This window comes from Natrialba asiatica DSM 12278 (assembly GCF_000337555.1).
GTDB lineage: Archaea > Halobacteriota > Halobacteria > Halobacteriales > Natrialbaceae > Natrialba > Natrialba asiatica.
The window spans coordinates 1-15773 of sequence record NZ_AOIO01000041.1 but is presented as its reverse complement, the minus strand read 5'-3'; the positions used below and the strand labels follow the sequence as shown (position 1 = coordinate 15773).

The 15773-nt window shown below is 54.0% G+C and carries 10 protein-coding genes; 4 read left to right on the top strand and 6 right to left on the bottom strand.

The window, feature by feature from the left end:
• Positions 1-274 precede the first annotated feature (274 nt).
• The 3 genes from C481_RS19575 to C481_RS19565 are packed head-to-tail and all read right to left on the bottom strand — an operon-like array spanning position 275 to position 6688.
• Positions 275-3703: an ATP-dependent helicase gene (locus C481_RS19575; RefSeq protein ID WP_006111073.1), complete on the bottom strand. Its 3429-nt coding sequence runs from the start codon at positions 3701-3703 to the stop codon at positions 275-277.
• Entirely contained in the window at positions 3703-4647 is a 945-nt protein-coding gene (locus C481_RS19570) for a PD-(D/E)XK nuclease family protein (RefSeq protein WP_083860937.1), read from the bottom strand. The genes C481_RS19575 and C481_RS19570 overlap by 1 nt, the downstream gene beginning before the upstream one ends.
• Positions 4610-6688, bottom strand: a complete 2079-nt coding sequence (locus tag C481_RS19565; RefSeq protein WP_006111071.1) for a PD-(D/E)XK nuclease family protein — start codon at positions 6686-6688, stop codon at positions 4610-4612. Before C481_RS19565 ends, C481_RS19570 begins: the two co-directional genes overlap by 38 nt.
• Positions 6689-6802: 114 nt before the next feature.
• Here C481_RS19565 and C481_RS19560 point away from each other — a divergent pair, with 114 nt between their 5' ends.
• Positions 6803-7150 (top strand): hypothetical protein, encoded by a 348-nt coding sequence (locus C481_RS19560; RefSeq protein WP_152422215.1) that lies wholly within the window; start codon positions 6803-6805, stop codon positions 7148-7150.
• Here C481_RS19560 and C481_RS19555 read toward each other — a convergent pair whose 3' ends face one another.
• Both C481_RS19555 and C481_RS19550 read right to left on the bottom strand, forming a co-directional pair.
• The gene (locus C481_RS19555) at positions 7151-10054 is read right to left on the bottom strand and encodes an AAA family ATPase (protein ID WP_083860936.1); all 2904 of its coding nucleotides are present in this window, start codon (positions 10052-10054) and stop codon (positions 7151-7153) included.
• Positions 10044-11396 (bottom strand): metallophosphoesterase family protein, encoded by a 1353-nt coding sequence (locus tag C481_RS19550; RefSeq protein ID WP_049904785.1) that lies wholly within the window; start codon positions 11394-11396, stop codon positions 10044-10046. The genes C481_RS19555 and C481_RS19550 overlap by 11 nt, the downstream gene beginning before the upstream one ends.
• Positions 11397-11519: 123 nt before the next feature.
• On the opposite strand from C481_RS19550, the gene C481_RS19545 reads away from it, so the two are divergent.
• From C481_RS19545 to C481_RS19535, 3 genes are all read left to right on the top strand, one after another.
• Positions 11520-11843 carry a hypothetical protein gene (locus C481_RS19545; protein ID WP_006111066.1) on the top strand — a complete coding sequence of 108 codons (324 nt, stop codon included), beginning with the start codon at positions 11520-11522 and terminating at the stop codon, positions 11841-11843.
• Between the two features lie 229 nt (positions 11844-12072).
• Entirely contained in the window at positions 12073-13002 is a 930-nt protein-coding gene (locus C481_RS19540) for a ribonuclease H family protein (protein WP_006111065.1), read from the top strand.
• 24 nt (positions 13003-13026) lie between these two features.
• Positions 13027-13341, top strand: a complete 315-nt coding sequence (locus C481_RS19535; RefSeq protein WP_006111064.1) for a hypothetical protein — start codon at positions 13027-13029, stop codon at positions 13339-13341.
• A 98-nt stretch (positions 13342-13439) separates the two neighbouring features.
• Here the strand turns inward: C481_RS19535 and C481_RS19530 are convergent, their stop codons facing one another.
• Positions 13440-14711, bottom strand: a complete 1272-nt coding sequence (locus tag C481_RS19530; protein WP_006111063.1) for a Cdc6/Cdc18 family protein — start codon at positions 14709-14711, stop codon at positions 13440-13442.
• Positions 14712-15773 lie beyond the last annotated feature (1062 nt).

Below are 15773 nucleotides of genomic sequence, written 5' to 3'. Positions count from 1 at the left end.
GCTTGATCGACGCTTTCCAGCGAAGCAATTGCTTCAGTAAGAGCCTCGAATACGGACTTCTCTCCATGTCGGGTCGACCAATTGAGGACGAACCACTCTGAGCAGACATCCAGAGATATTACGTTCCAGATACAATAAACAAATCGCTATCAAATACTCCAAGCTATAGGAGACGCATTAATCCTAAGTTTAATTCTAATATTAAGATTGGTTCGGTTGGACATCGGCAACAACAGCAATCGACAGGCAGGAGAGTAGAAGAGTTTGCGAGAGTTTAGCGAATTTGGCTGCAGGACAGGCTGCGATGGGGACACCATTTGCAGTGATCACCTGCAGTATAGTTATCAAAGGTCGAGTCTTCAGCCTCTTGTAACCGTGTGAGGAGGTCTTCCCGACACTGATCTAACTCATCTCTCGAAAACGAACGAGTACTCATGTCGGGGCCAACTGAACCGACATAGACATAGCCGGCTTCATCGATTCGTTCGTCGAAGAGCTGTTGACATGCGAGCAGGTAGATCGGTAACTGGAGGTTGTCATCGAGTGAGCGCTTCACCGTGGTCGCCTTGTAATCGAGGACGACGAGATTACCAGCCGAGTTGCGACAGACAACGTCAATTTTCCCCGTAATCGTATGACCATCAATGTCGAGCGTGAACGACCGTTCTGCATCGAGGATCTCCCACGAACTCGCCTCAGTGCTGAAGTACCGATCGACGCAATCCTTGGCCTGATCAACGATATCAGCCGAGTAACTCTCCTGGCGGCCGAGTTCCTCACAGACATTGTTCCACTCCTCGGGTGACATTAGGCTCCGTTTCGCAGCTATCTCAGCAGTATCGTGGAAGAGGATACCCATGTCCCGAATCGACACGGTGTCGGAACCGGTGGCACCTCGCTGGGGGTCCTCGAACGCACGAACAAGATAATCGAGATAGTGTCGCCGGGAACACTGGCTGTACTTCTCGAGCGAAGTATAGCTGTGCCGGTGACTCAACGCGGGGCCACCATCCGTCGACAGTGCTTCAACGGCAAATCCAGCCGTTGCAGGTGAGACAGAGTCGAGGTCCCCGTTCAGCAAACCACGAGCAAGTTCAAGGACGCGATCCCGCGCCGCTGACTGGGATAAGGGTTCGCCGTTCACAGAGATAGTCGGATCCAGGCCGCCATCGGTCGGAGCAACCTCATCCGTCCAATCTGTAGCCTCCGGTGGAAGTCCAGTGGTGACCTCTTGCCAGATAGGGAAGGACGCACCGGTGGCTCGCCAAGGGATTTGCTCGGGGAGCCAGGAGTCGATGAACGATAGCGAGAGATCACCGTCATCAACTCCGCCGTCGTCGGCGTGCCGACCAACGAGTACGAGTTGCTCTTCCGCACGCGTCATGGCGACGTGGAAAATGCGGCGCGCTTCATACTCGTCGCGCTTTTCGAAGTCCTGGTCGAGAGGGGTAGCAGCCGTCTCTTCGAGCGTGTGACCGAGTGTATCGTACGAGCGCGTGCCTGGTTCCCACTGGTCAGCAGAAAGGTTCGGAAGAAAGACGACCGGGAATTCTAGTCCCTTGCTCTTGTGTACGGTCATGATATTGACCGCGTCATTCACCGCTTCAGCTTGGTCTTGCACGCCAGCGATACTATCGTCGAGTGACTCCATGAGGGAGAGCAGATCGAGGAACGACTCGTCTAATGCTGGCTGGAGCGCTCCCTCTCCGAAGGAGTCGATAAGTGACTCCAGTGTTCGTAGGTCTCGTCGTTCTTGTGGCGACAGGTACCAGTCGATATTTGTTTGTTCTTTCAACTCGCGGAACAGACGAGCTACAGAGTAGATCTCTCGCTTGGCACGCAGCGCCTGGAAATCTTCGCGGGCTCGTTGAACACGTTCCGGTTCACGAAACTGGTCGAGCGGAAGCGACTGCAATGCCTCCGATAACGAATCAGAGGCAGTGTTGAGTGATATGAGATCAGCGTCGTGAAGGCGATAGCGCATCGTCAACACACGATTCAGACTGACCTCGTCCGCTGGATTTGCGAGTGCTTTGAGATACGCGAGGACGGTCTCAACACCAACCGAATCAGCTGCGAGTCCACCAGCGAGTTGATACGGGATGCCGCGCTCTTCAAGCGCCCGTACAATCGGCTTTGCATGACGATTTTTCCGTACGAGAAGTGCGATGTCGCCTGCGTCGTACGTTTCATCGACGTCATCGAGTGACCCTGTAAGGAGGTGGCCGATTGCAGTCGCAATCTGTTCAGCTTGCTCTTCATCGTCCTCAGCTGCCGTTATCGTCGCAATGCCATCGCTCGCATCCGCAGCGTCACCGACCGCGGTGAGTTCCTTCTCGCTCCCCCGGGCCTCTAGCTGTGCGATGACGTTGTTCGCGACATCCAGAATCGGTTGCTTGGAGCGGAAGTTCTCCTCAAGTGTTTCTGAAACCAGTGTCTCGTATCTTTCCTCGAGTCGGCGCCCGATATTCTCAACTGCCGCCCCACGCCATTCGTAAACCGCCTGGTCATCATCACCGACCACGAACAGTTGGTCATCGTCGGCGAGCTGGTCGACGAGCTCGAATTGGACAGCATCCGTATCCTGGAATTCGTCACAGAACACGTAATCATACTGTCCCGCAATCTCGGCACGGATGTCTGGGTCCTCAAGGAGCTCGAGTGTCGCACCGATCAAGTCGGCAAAGTCGACCAACGATGCCTCGTGTAGGCGTTGCTCGTACGCCGTATAGCCGGCTACCAGATCGGCTGCTTCTTGGCATTCCTCGACGAACGACCGAAGTTTCCCGGTGAGCGTGACGGAGATCGAATCGGGGATACCGCTCGGTGGACTGGAATACGTCCCGAACAGATAGGCCGGTAAACGGAACGCGGGCTTGTGCTCACCATCGATGATCGACGCCTCCTCCGTTTCTAATAGCTCAGCGAGTGAAGTACAGGTTTCCTCCATGCCGCGCAGATATGTCGCGACCGACCGTTCAACCCCAGCCTGACCGAGCGCGGATCGTTCGTTTGCTATCGATTGCTGAAGGTCAGCGATTCCGTCACGCATCTCCTCGAGGCGGTCTGCAGACGGAGCCCGCCAGCTGACCCGCACCGTCTCGTTCGCCCGGTCGACAATTCGGTCGACGAGTGCCTCTAGTTCTAGGAGGCGGTCAGCGTCACCAAGGAATGTCTCGATGGTACTCGGGGAGATCCCTTTGCTCTTCATCGTGGAGATGAATTTGAGCAGGCTGCCTGCCGCCCCATCGGCATGCGAATCGGGGCCATAGACTTCAGGACTGGTGAATCGATAGGTGATTTCATCAAGCGCTTCGTGAATGAGGGCGGTTCGATCAGCGTTATTCACGACATCGAATTGCGGATCGATTTCAGCGTGATACGCATACTCTCGAAGGATATCGTGGCAGATGGAGTGATAGGTATACGCGTTTACGTCGTATCCCGGTGCGCCAAGCTTCTCGTTCAGCTTCTCTCGCATCGAGTCTGCAGCCTTGTTCGTGAACGTCAATGCGAGGATTCGATCCGGTGAGACATCGTGTTCGTCGATCAGGTGCTCGACCTTTCGAACCATCGTGAACGTCTTACCGGTCCCGGCTCCGGCCAACACTCGCATCGGATACTCACCAGACTCGATGATGCGCTGTTGGGGAATCCGCGGTGACGGCTCTTCGACGGGTTCGTCTTCGGAGGGTGGTGACATCAGAACTGCACCTCCTCTGCGAGTGCATCGGTACACATAGATCGATAATCACATCGGTCACAGGCGTTCTCGCGGATGGCGTCCCACTGAATGGGTTCGAAGTTGTTCTCACGTATCCCGTCGTGTGCCCGCTGAATCAGCCCCCAGATCGTTTCTTCTTCGCTATAGTAGGTTTCCTCGACATCGCGACCATAGCCCGAGACACGGGGTCGGACGCCGGCAGTACTCTTTTCGAGATCCGTGTTTGCGAGTAGCCCATAGTACGTGAAGACGACCTCCATCCCCGGCTCGTAGACGGATGTATTCTGAATCCCCTCGATGTAGGTCGCCACCTGAATTGCGCTCTTAACGATACGAGGGTGATAGTCCTCGCCGGCAAGGTGCTCGCGGAGCTTCTCCTTTGCGCGGTCGCTCGTCGAGAGCTCATACCTGACGGATGGCTTGTAGTCGATAATCTGGAGGCCGTCGTCCGTACGGACGACATTATCAGCGTATCCGTGGAGGAAAATACCATCTCGTTCACATTCGAGTTCGACTTCCGTGAGAATGGATCCACGAACGTGATCAAGTCCTGGACCGGTCGAGAAGTAGGCCTCAATCGCTGCACGGGCGAGTTGTTTATCATACTCGTAGTGAGCAGCAGTGGCGTACTCAGTGCGACTCATGCGAGAGTCCCACTCGTCGGCGAAGGCATCGAGCGCGAGAGTACGAATCTCTTCATCCGACTCTCCAGTTACGGTCTCACAGACATACTCAATGGTGCCGTGCAGCGCCAGCCCACGGTCTAAATATCGGCGCGTTTGATTGGGATTTTCGACAGAGAGGTTGTGCTTGTATTCGTACTGACGCGAACACCGAGTGTACGTTCCCAGTCGGGAAGGAGACAACGGTCGCGATGAGTCGGAATCAGTCACGGCGAACCCTCCCTTCAGCGAAGTCGACATGTGCTTCGAATGCGGCTTCAAGTCCGGGGTCATCTGTCTCATCCAACAGCTGCTGGATCGCGCCGAACTGCGTCTCAATCGCGTTCAGGTCGACGTCGCCGCCAGTGACGGGTGCGGTCCGTACGTCCTGAAGAGCACGATCTACGCTGGAGAGTACTCTCGTTGCAGCACGACCCTGGCTATGGACGTCCTCGTGGGTGATTGAGTCGAATTCAAACTGGTCCCGGAGCTGTTGCAAGAAGCGGGACGGCTGTTTGTACTTTCCTGGATCTGCTGCGTTCTCTGTATAGGTACAGAAATACAGTTGATCCGTCGCCGCATTGGCGCCAACCGCGAGGAGCCGTCGGCTCAGTTCAGTGTAGTACGCCGAGAATGGGTGGTTGATGTCGTCATCTGCAGTCGGGAAGGTTTCACGGACTTCGTCTCGAGTCGGACTCGTAACAGCAGGGTATTCGGGGAGTGATTTGAGTTGTGCAATCGGAAAGAGCGATGAAAAGCGTGGGACTGCAGGGTACTCTTCCTCAACGACGTTCAGGACGAACACCGCCTTCCAGGAAGCGTTTTTGACCACACGAGCAGAGTCGACAAGGACCCCGCCCTCCTTCACGTCGACCTCGCTGTAGAAGTCAGGAGCAGAGTATCGGAATGCTCGCTCCAGTGCCTGACAGAACGCGTCCCACGAGGAGTCCAGTAGCGGACAATCCTCAACGAACCTCGCGAGGTCGAGAATACGCCCGATGTGCTGGAACTGGATACGAGCCTCCAGACGTGATTCGTTCGCAGCTACCCGTTGCTTGAGATCCGTGTCAAGAACCCAGGTCGTCAATGCGTTCGAAACTGGTTCAGTCGCCAGCTCGTCATCGTCGAGAATCGTTGTGAAGTCCGGAACTCTCGCTTCAAGCAGAGTTCGGGATTGGTCATCTCCACCCGACTCAAGAGATCGAGCAACATGATACAGCTCCCGAGCGGCAGGGTCATCAGAAAGCGCACTCGTGGTGATGGACGCCGTCGGAATGCCTGCTTGCTGTAAGATACGAACGGTCTCTTGGATAGGTGAACTCGAATCTTTGAGGACGACCGCGAATTCATCGTACGACCACCCCTCTGTCGTTCGACGGCGTTCGATTTCTTCTGCGACGGTCTGCACCTGATCGGCGAACGTTTCCTCGGTTATCTCGAATAGACCGTCCGTAGCTGCCAGTTGTGGCGCTTCGCCTGTCGTGAGATACGCTGCTACCTGAGCAGGTCCTGATATGGGGCGCGATGAATCGTGATCGATGGTTTCCATGCGAAGATGGTCGGTGATGTCTCCGGGTTCGTTCCGGACCCGCTGAATACTCCCATGTCGTTCTCCGACACACACCAAATCAGTGTCCGTCGACGCGGCTGCCAAGAATCGGCGTTCCAGGGCAGAAAACTCCTCAACCTCTACTGTCAGAATCACATCGAACTGATCGAGAATCGGCGGACGTGCGGTCTCCGCCTCCAGGTACTCTAAAGCTCGTGGGATAATGCTCGCACGTTCAGCATATCCGTTCGTCGCAAGAACCTCCTGCAGGTGAGCCGTGAAGTCAAATAATTCAGTGAGCGAAGAATCGTTCGGGTCCACGTTCTGATTTTGCCACGCTGCTGCGAGCGTGAAGCGTCCGACGTCGTCTTCGAAGGCATCGAAGGCCGACGCTTGTTGCAGAAACGAATCGGCCCATTCGTACTCGGAGAGCACCGACGCAAGAACAGCAGCACGCTCATGCTGCGAGACGAGCGTCGGGTTCTGTGGGCTTGCTTCGAGGATTGTTCGAGCAAATCGCGTGAGCGACATCACTTCTGGTCGTTCAACGGTATCGACGTGAGTTGCCAGAATATCGGTAAACGTCTCGATGCCGGTCGGGAACCGCTTCAACACGAGGATATCGCCGACATCGTGTTCACTCAGACACTCGACGAAGATAGGCGCGACTCGCTCCTCGATCGGGGGGCCGGTTGGAGAGAACAGATGAAGCTCACCAGGAAGCTCCGACATTGTGTGACCAATTGCAGACATAGTACTGTCGTCTGCACCCCCATTTGATAAATCTTCAGTACGTGACTATGCGATGACGGAGATATAACGCGAAAAACCATGTTCAGCCGATTACTGCGTACACTCGGAAGCAAAGTGGATGATAGCCCAAAGGAGGATTCAGCAACGGCTTCCCCGGACGATTCGTTCAATCACTACACAGACACAGTCGATACAATCAAACAGCTAAAGCGAGAGCAGCGCCACGACGAAGCCGAATCGTTGCTCCTCTGGTGTATTGAGCAAACTGAACAGGAGGATGCTGGTAATCCAGCGCCGTGGTACTACAAACATCTCGCAATCGTCTATCGTAAGGAGAACCGATACGAGGATGAGGTTCAGGTCATCAAGCGCTACCTCAATAACGCTTCCTCACCCCGGGAAGATCTTCAGAAGCGATTGCATCGTGCAAAGGAACTCGCAGAGAACAAAGAATCTGGATAACTACGACCAGGTCGGCTCCAGCAGTTCGCAGGGGTCGTCCGGCTTCGAGTAGGGACCATTGAACTGCCCATCGTCAAGACTCCAGTACTGGACGCTATCTATGTGCGTATCAACTCGTTCAAGAAGTTCCGGGTGGCATGTCAGCAAGAACACTTGGTTCGTATCCGCGAGTTCAGAGATCGTCTGTAGCGTTCGAACGTGATGGCTGGGGTCGAAGTTTGTCAGCGAATCATCGAGTAACACAGGGAGTGACGACTCATGGCGACGAATTCGTGCAAGGCGAATCGCGAGGAAGAGCTGCTCAGCGGTGGCTCGTGATAGTTCCGCAGTTTGTTGTGTCTGTCCATCAGCGAGCACCGATTGGAAGTCGAGATTGTCGAATTCCTTGGTGGAGTCAACTTTGGTGTAGGCGTTGTCGGTAATCCGCGCGAAAATCTCGCTGGCTTCGTCGAGGAGTGGCCCAGTCGTTCGGTCAATGAATCGTTCGTGGAGTTCGTTCAGCAGGTACTCCGCGATGCGGTGCATCGCATACTCTTCGGCAAGCGGTTCGAGCCGACGTCGTCCCGCCTCGATCGTCGCATGTGCCTCGCGGACATCATCATCGGATGCTAGCTCTTCGAGTTCCTTCGTAAGCTCAACTCGCTCTTCAACGCATCCCGATCGCTCTGTTTCAAGATTCTCGATTGTTTCGTCGATCGTATCGAGTCGTTCTTCGATTGCCTCTCTATCAGTGTACGCCTCAATGATACGCTCGAACGCAGCGATCGCCCAGTCGTCATCGTCATGCTCCGAGTCGCGGTACGGTTCAAACGCCGGTTCGATAGCTGAGGCCGTCAGTCGCCGCTGGAGTCGGACGCGAATTCCGTCACGCTGTTCCCGCGCTTCCACGAGCTCAGTGACGTTCTTACCGCGTTCGAGGAACTGGTCGACAGTACGAACGAGGGTTGCTGAATCAGCATTAGTAAGATCTGGTGCATCGTTCCACTCGGCAAGGAGATCACGGAGGTCATCTTTGCGACTGGTGACAGTCTGCTGGGCTGTAGTGACCGTTTGTGCAAGGTCGAGATCCTCTTCAATACTTTCGATAGTCGTGAATAATTTCTCTGCGTCTTCGAGCGGGTCACTATCGTCAGTATCGAGAACACCGAGTTCGGATACGGTCTCGGCGGCTGCTGCGAGGTCTGAACGGAGAGTTTCCTCTTTCGTGTCGAGAGCTTCAACGTCGCCTTCCAACGTTGTGAGATCGTTCCGGAGCGATGAGAGGTCTTCATAGAACTCTCGCACGGCAGCCGGACTCGTATCGTCTGAGAGTCCAAGCTTCTCTCGAAGCGAGTCCAATTGCTCGGTCGCGGTCGAATACTCCGTTTCGAGATCCGTTTTCCGGGAACGCAGTCCTTCAATATCGGCAGTCAGGCTGCGTTTGTCTGCCCGAAGGGTCTCGACAGATACGCCATCGACTTCAAGGGACTCGAATTTAAGCCGTGATGCAGCATACGCGCCGACGATCAGTATTATCACGAGTGTGATGACGACACCAAGAACCGCACCACCAACAACTCTTAGCGCACTTCCCACGATCAGCGCGAGTACCGTCCCACCTGCAGCGACAGGAAGCTGGTCACGAAGTGTAAGAGATGCCTCAGATGACGAGTCGGTTGCAGTGTCGATTTCGTGTTCCAGCTGCTCGTGACGAGCCGTCTTTTCGGTCAGGTTTCGCTCGACCTCGTTCAATTCGGATCGGACATCCTCACAGGTCCGCGTAATCGACCGAACCTCGTCTCGAGAGAACAGGTCGGTTTCAACATCACGGACCCGGTCAAGCAAGGAGTCGTCATCCCACCCGGGTTGCAAATCCGCTGCCCGGGAGCGAAGTTTTCGACGCTCTTTCGCAAGCTCTGACCGTTGCTCCTGAAGTGAATTTACCCGCTCACGCCAGCCAGCGATTTCCCTATTATATGTCTGTATCGTAGACGTAGCATCCAGTAATTGGTCGCGATATGCTTCGGGATCCTCTACAGTAACCTGTTGAGCGAACTCCTCTTCTGCAGTCGTCAGTTCCTCCTGCACTTCCTCAAGTTGACTTTGTAGTTGCCGACCACGGTCAAGTTGCTCTGTCGGGAACGCATCGACCTGGTCAAGGTCGGCACCATCAAGTTCAAGATTCAGCTCCTGGAGTGTCTCGAACTCCCCGTATTCCGTGAGAACCGTGTTAAGACGAGTTTGTTCCGTTGTTAGATCAGCAATCTCCTCATCGAGTTCCGCTACGCGGGAATTGACATCGTCTCGAGCAGCCTCTTTCCGATCGTGCTCGTCGACCTGAGCGACGGCGGCATCTCGCGCATCGACCCCCGACTGAATCTCGCTAATCGGCTCTTTAAGCTCATAGACCGAGCGTCCGTGTTTACCTCCGATCGATTTCGCCCGATCACTGAATGCGGCTTGAATCTGGGGAATTTTGAGAACGTCGCCATATGCCGCACCGAGTAAGATTGCAGACAGGCTAACGTCGTCGTCGAGACTCGTTGGCATACGCCGGAGTTCGTCGAGGCTAATGGTGAAGAGCTGCTGGTACTGTGCGGGCCCTAGATTGCCGAATACATCAGAGAGTGCTCGATCGGGGGCACCATTGATAGGCACTAGTGCGGGATCACCATAGCCAGTGAGTGCTAGCTCGTATTCAGCGCCATCAACGACGACATCGGCCGTGAGGTCATACTGGTCCGTTGCTGGCGGGAGACCATTGCCGCGAGGAATCCCATAGCCAAGATGGCGAACCGCTTCCATAAACGTCGTTTTCCCAGCCCGTTGTGGACCAGCGATGACGGTCAATCCGCTATCGACATTTTGGAGTCGAGCTCGCCTGAAGCATCCAAAATCATCCAGATCGAGGTTCTTAATTTGCATTGTCCCTCCGCGTCGCAAGTTCGTCGATTGACCGAGTGACGGCACGGTCAATCAAATCGTCTAGCCGTTTCTCGTCCAAACCAATCCGATCCTCGGAAATGTCTTCGTGTTCTTCGTCCGCACGCCACTCCCAGACATCACCTGTTTTCGCTCGCAGTTCAGCTCGTGTCGCGTCGTCTTCTCGAATCTCGTTGGAAAGCTCAACCAGTTCGCTGATAATCTCGTCCGATTCTACCAACGTCTCGAGGTCTGGAAGTGGTGGTGCAGAGTAATCACGGACGGACTCGGTCCACACAAAGGGTGAGGCACTACTGCTGCGGTCCCGCAATCGGTTGGCGAGCACATCCGTTGCTTCCTCGTCGAGCGCTTCAAACAGCTCTCCACGGCCACTCAGCGTCCATCGGCACACAAACCCCTCTGGCATCCAGTCTGTCTCAGCCACCGGCATCGAAAGGGTGTCAGTGAGAGAGTCTTGGTCCGCTGCCCGGAGATCCAGCATACGCTCCTCGAGGTACCCTTCTGCATCTGCGAGGTTACGAAGGGGAGTATCATCGTCTGTACTCGCGGTACTGAGATCGACCACGATTTCTTGCCAGACAATCGGGCTCGTCGGAACAAACTCGATGTCAGGATCGCTGCCTGCATCCACGTCGACGAGCAAACAACCACCGATGGCAGTTTCGCCAATATTTCGTCCTTGTGGTATACCAGCGTACGCTGCTGGCGCTCCGTCGACCAGCTGTGGCGTATGGATGTGCCCGAGCGCCCAGTAGTCGATCTCCTTCTGTGCTAAGTCGCTCGGCCCACAGGGGGCGTACCGCCGACCATCCGGATTTAGGCCCGTATGGAGCAGGCCGATATTCGGGATTGCTGTATCTGGCGGTGTGTAGTGGTAATACAGGGAGTTGCTTTCCCACTGGCTTCCATACGATTGCCCCATGATGCGGGCCTCCGGTTCATCGTCATTCGGGTACAGAACCGTTTCAACGTCGTCTGCACCGAACACATGGACATTATTGGGTAAGGGGAGTTTCTCTGCCCCTGCTCCCAATGGATCATGATTCCCATGGATGACATAACATGGTATTTCAGCGTCTTCGAGCCGCTCGAACTGATCGACGAGAAATTCATTCGCGTAGACGGAGCGCGCTTGTTGATCGTAGAGGTCGCCAGCGACGACGACGAAGTCGACGTCCTTGTCGAGTGCGACTTGGATAACTCGACAGAGAGCTTCGTGTGTCGCTCGCTGCAGGCGCTCAGCCAATGATTCAGATGCCGCTTCCACAGCGCGGAGAGGACTTCCGAGATGGAAATCTGCAGTGTGGAGGAACGTGACTCCCATTCAGTGGACTGTTATATGAATCGTATATCAAGTTTCCTGTTTAATACAAATGCTATGAATAGCTCTCCAATTTAACCAACAGGACTAATGTCTTCTGCCCCCAATTGTTGGTTAAGTCGTCACATGTCGTACTCAGAACCAACGATCCCACCCGAGGTTCCCGGAGAGTTAGCGGCCTTACTCGATGAGTGTAATGCGGAAACACTCCGGTCTATTGCCAAGTATGCAGATGCACTCGCAGAGTATCAAGAGCGAGAAGAGCGGATCAACGAGACTGAAGATGAAGAGACTGCTCAAGAACACCCTGAGGATATGCCCGAAGATGTCCCCACCAAAGCGACACTGACAGAGAAGGAAATCAACGGGAATCGATATTACTACTGGCAGTGGAGAGAAGGTGATAAAATCAAATCCCAATACAAGGGCCCGGTGAATCCGAGCGAGTGAGGGTTAACCAACATTTGGTTGATTGCCAGCGTGATTGTTGGTTAATTCTGTGGACTTGTTGTTGCAGGTACCGATATCAAGATCGTGCTGTACGGTAGATATCTTCCCCGTATTCGGGAGAATCAGATCTCAATAGATACTCAATTCAGAGCGTGGCCGAAGTAGCCGAGGTTAATCTTAATATTAATGTTCAAATTAGATTTAAGTCGATTGAGTATGTGCATCCACTATGAGCGACCAATTCACCGAAGCCCTCGATCAAACAGAGGAGGCACAGGAAACCTATGCGAATCAACTCGGGATCAAACCAGAGAAGATTCCGTTTACGGCTGAAACACTTCCTGACGCGGGTATTGCGGTACGCACGAATCAAGATCTGCTCAATGAAGTTGCGAGCCACATCCTGAATCGAGCAGGCCACATCTCGATCATCGATGAACGGGGAGCTGGGAAATCTCACTTCCGTGATCTCGTGTACGATGCTCTTTCAGAGGGCCCTCGGAGCGAGGAGTTCCGAGTCGCTCGAATACGCGAAGTCGAGTCCATCACAACCCGTCGTTTCTATACGCGTCTTCTTGACGAACTTAGTGAGTACGATGACCTTGAGATTCCAGAGTCGTACCCTCATGCCACAGACGAAGTTCGTCAGCTTGTCGAAGAGGTTGCCGAACAACTCGAATCTCTCAATATCGCGTGTATCATCCAAGTTGACCAACTCGAGGATGCCGCTCGGAATACACGAACTTTCGAGCAGCTACTAGCCGCGTTGCAGAGCGTCGGTGACCTCGGAGAAAGTGAACCTGTATTCATTCTCTTCCTATTCGGAACTGAACGTGCTGGTGATCGAATCGACGAACTGCGTGAGACGCTCAGTTCGCGACTCGTCGCAAAGGATCGAACGTTGGAACGGTTCGGATTCGCAGAAACCGAGGAACTCATCGCCAGGTGGCTTGCCTGGGCCCGTGAAGAAGAGTACGATTCTGGATATCCGTCAGACCCCTACACGGCGAATGCTATCGAGACTATCGTCGAGGTCAGTGATGGGACCCCGCGTGATACTCGACAGAAGTGCTATCATGCCTTCCGAGCTGGCGCACAGCAGTTCGCTGCCGAACGAGACGTCGAAATCACGAACGAGACGTTAGACACATATCTTTAATATTAAGCTTAAGAATAAGGGTGTATGAGCAACGACAATCCATTCGGCGAAGCGATGGATGAGGCATCAGAGGAAAAAGACCGAGAGGACCAGCAACCTGCATCAGACTTCGATACCGAACCCTACTACGACGCGCTCAACACTGGCGTAAAGGACCACACGATAGGCGTCTCCGTAAGCGAAGAGATGCATCAGTTCTGGCGTGAACTCCAGGATACGGACGACGTCGACGTCGACCCTGCCCAGTCCATTCGGAATCATCTCGAAAATCTCGCGCATCGACATCCCGACGTGTTCGAACGAGCAATGCGGAAGCTCGAAATAGATCGTGAGATGTGACCATCAAGTTAACCAACATAGAATTGACAGCTAACCCGGTGTTGGTTAACTAACTCACGTAATCGACTATAGCTCTTAGATTGGAGGATACGGCTACACTATACCAGTTTCTTCGCAGTCGCGATATCAATCAGATCCTCAACGACATCGTCAATTCGGCCATCCTCACCGAGGATGTCAAGGGTAGCTTCGAGATCTGTTTTCAGTTCGAATCGATAGTGAGACCCACCCTGAATTCCTGTATTCCGGGTTTCTGCTAGAAGGAATCCCTGCATCCCGAGACTTTGGAGATGATCACGGACGCGACGCTCAACGAGTTGATTCCCATTTAGTCGGTCGACGATTGATTTGTACTTCTGGAATACTTGGCGTGTCCGGGCCGGCGTCTCTTCGTCGATCTCGAGGGCAACTACGGAAAGAAGTGCGAACTGATCCTGTGTCGTCAAGCTACGCATCCCTTCTTCAATTCGTTTCCGTTCGAGGATATCGCGAGCTTCGCGTACGTGTTGTTCAAGTACGCCCTCGTCATCGTGATTGAGCGCTAGTTCGCCCGCTTTATACAAGAGACGAATAGCCTGCCGAGCGCTGCCTTCGTCCTGGGCAGCAAACGCTGAACACAATGGAATGACCTCGCCATCGAGAACACCATCAACGAATGCGCGTTCTGCACGTCGTTCCAGAATTGTCGTCAACTGATTAGCGTTGTATGGAGCGAACTCGATTTCCGAATCGTAGAGGGAATCTTTGACCTTGGGCGAAAGATTATCACGGAATTGGAGATTGTTGCTGATCCCGATTACACTCACCCATTGGTCCTCGATATGGCCGTTTTTCCGGGCTCTCGGGAGTTCATACAGGAGTTCGTCGTTACTTCCGATTGCATCGATCTCGTCAATGACGATGATGACGGTGTCTTTGAGATTACTGATTTCTTGATAGAGGAGATCGAACATCGATTGCTGGTCGATACCACTCGGCTTCTTCGTCCCACCACGGATCTCCTTGATGAGATGCGCACAGAGTTGATAGCTTGTTGTTTGATTGTTCGCGCTCGTCTTGATGACACTTAGATTGAGTTCATTACTACTGTCAGCGTATTCTTGAAGCAATTCGATTTCGTGGTCGATGGCAACGGTTTTTCCTTGGCCGGTTTTCCCGTAGAGAAATAGATTGTGGGCGTTGACTCCCCTTGTTGCGGGGGCGAGAGCGTTCCTGATCTCCTCGAGCTCAGGTTCCCGCTCGGGGAGCTGTTCAGGTTGCCAATCTTCTTTTAAGACGCTTTCATCGGCGAAGATCTCAACCGACGTGCCGTAGGGATTGTCGTCAAGTGTCCCATAGGGATTCTCTGAGTTCGCTTCATCACCGGCCATGTTATGCGGCACCAATAATGCGGAAGTATATAAAACCCCCTTGTCCGGAGCGTCCAGTGTGTCTGCATAGCCAGATTAGTTTATACCCCCGCCCCCCACCGTGTCCGCATAACCACGGACCAAGAAACCACTCTCACACAAAGTCCCGGTGAAAGAACTAGGATAGGCAAAGAACTAAATGGTACGAAAGCTAGTCGGTCCGTAGTAGTCAATTTCCAGTAGATGAATGAGTCTTATCTAGCAAGAATCAACGCAAGTCGGAACGTCTGACGTTCTTGCGTCCAAATTATGCGGACGTGGTGGGGTGTGACGGGACGTCGTCTCAAACATCTCCGAACAATTTATGCGGACATGGTGGGGGGCGGGGGTTCTCTTCTTTCGATATCTCCAGTTCTTTTTCAGAAGATTATGCGGACAAAGGGGGGTGTCCCTCTCTATCATTATGGCGGCACTAGTCTTCCAACTTTTTGCGTACTGTTGTACAACCAGTACGCAAACGAGGAATCATGACTCCCAATAAGACACCTCGAGCAACGCGTCGTGATTGAACGACTGGCCGTGACGAAAGCCCAAATCGAGGGGTTAGACCTCCAGCAAAAGCCAATCGAAGAAAGCGAGGCAAGAGGGACCGGCGGCGTGGCGTACAACCGCTGTATCACCGAGTAGGAACAGGAACACGGGTTGGCGCGACCGAATTGAATGCTCTCAGCAACATCTCGACGAGTTCCGTCGTATCGTTTGGTCAGCCCTTGAGCGCTACACCGACCTAGATCTCGAGCACAAAAACGACCGTCGCGGCGTCGAGTGGGAAGACAACGTCGAGTCCCGCACCAAATCGAGGGCCTTGAGGACTGGCTCCGGGATTTCAACGGGGCGTATGCGGAGGTCGCCGACGTCTTCGAGGACCTCCGCTAGAAGATGGACAGGGATTCGGCGATCGGGGCGTGGGAATCGATGGTCCAAGAGTTGCTTGCGAAGGTCGATATCTCCGTCGCGACGGTCCCGAAGAGCGAGGCCGCGTTGCCTGACGGTCCGATCTATGACTCAAGTCGGTCCTACGCG

Coding starts and splice junctions, on each gene's coding strand:
- C481_RS19575 (WP_006111073.1), bottom strand. CDS start 3,703: ATGTCACCACCCTCCGAAGACGAACCCGTCGAAGAGCCGTCACCGCGG.
- C481_RS19570 (WP_083860937.1), bottom strand. CDS start 4,647: ATGTCGACTTCGCTGAAGGGAGGGTTCGCCGTGACTGATTCCGACTCA.
- C481_RS19565 (WP_006111071.1), bottom strand. CDS start 6,688: ATGTCTGCAATTGGTCACACAATGTCGGAGCTTCCTGGTGAGCTTCAT.
- C481_RS19555 (WP_083860936.1), bottom strand. CDS start 10,054: ATGCAAATTAAGAACCTCGATCTGGATGATTTTGGATGCTTCAGGCGA.
- C481_RS19550 (WP_049904785.1), bottom strand. CDS start 11,396: ATGGGAGTCACGTTCCTCCACACTGCAGATTTCCATCTCGGAAGTCCT.
- C481_RS19545 (WP_006111066.1), top strand. CDS start 11,520: ATGTCGTACTCAGAACCAACGATCCCACCCGAGGTTCCCGGAGAGTTA.
- C481_RS19540 (WP_006111065.1), top strand. CDS start 12,073: ATGAGCGACCAATTCACCGAAGCCCTCGATCAAACAGAGGAGGCACAG.
- C481_RS19535 (WP_006111064.1), top strand. CDS start 13,027: ATGAGCAACGACAATCCATTCGGCGAAGCGATGGATGAGGCATCAGAG.
- C481_RS19530 (WP_006111063.1), bottom strand. CDS start 14,711: ATGGCCGGTGATGAAGCGAACTCAGAGAATCCCTATGGGACACTTGAC.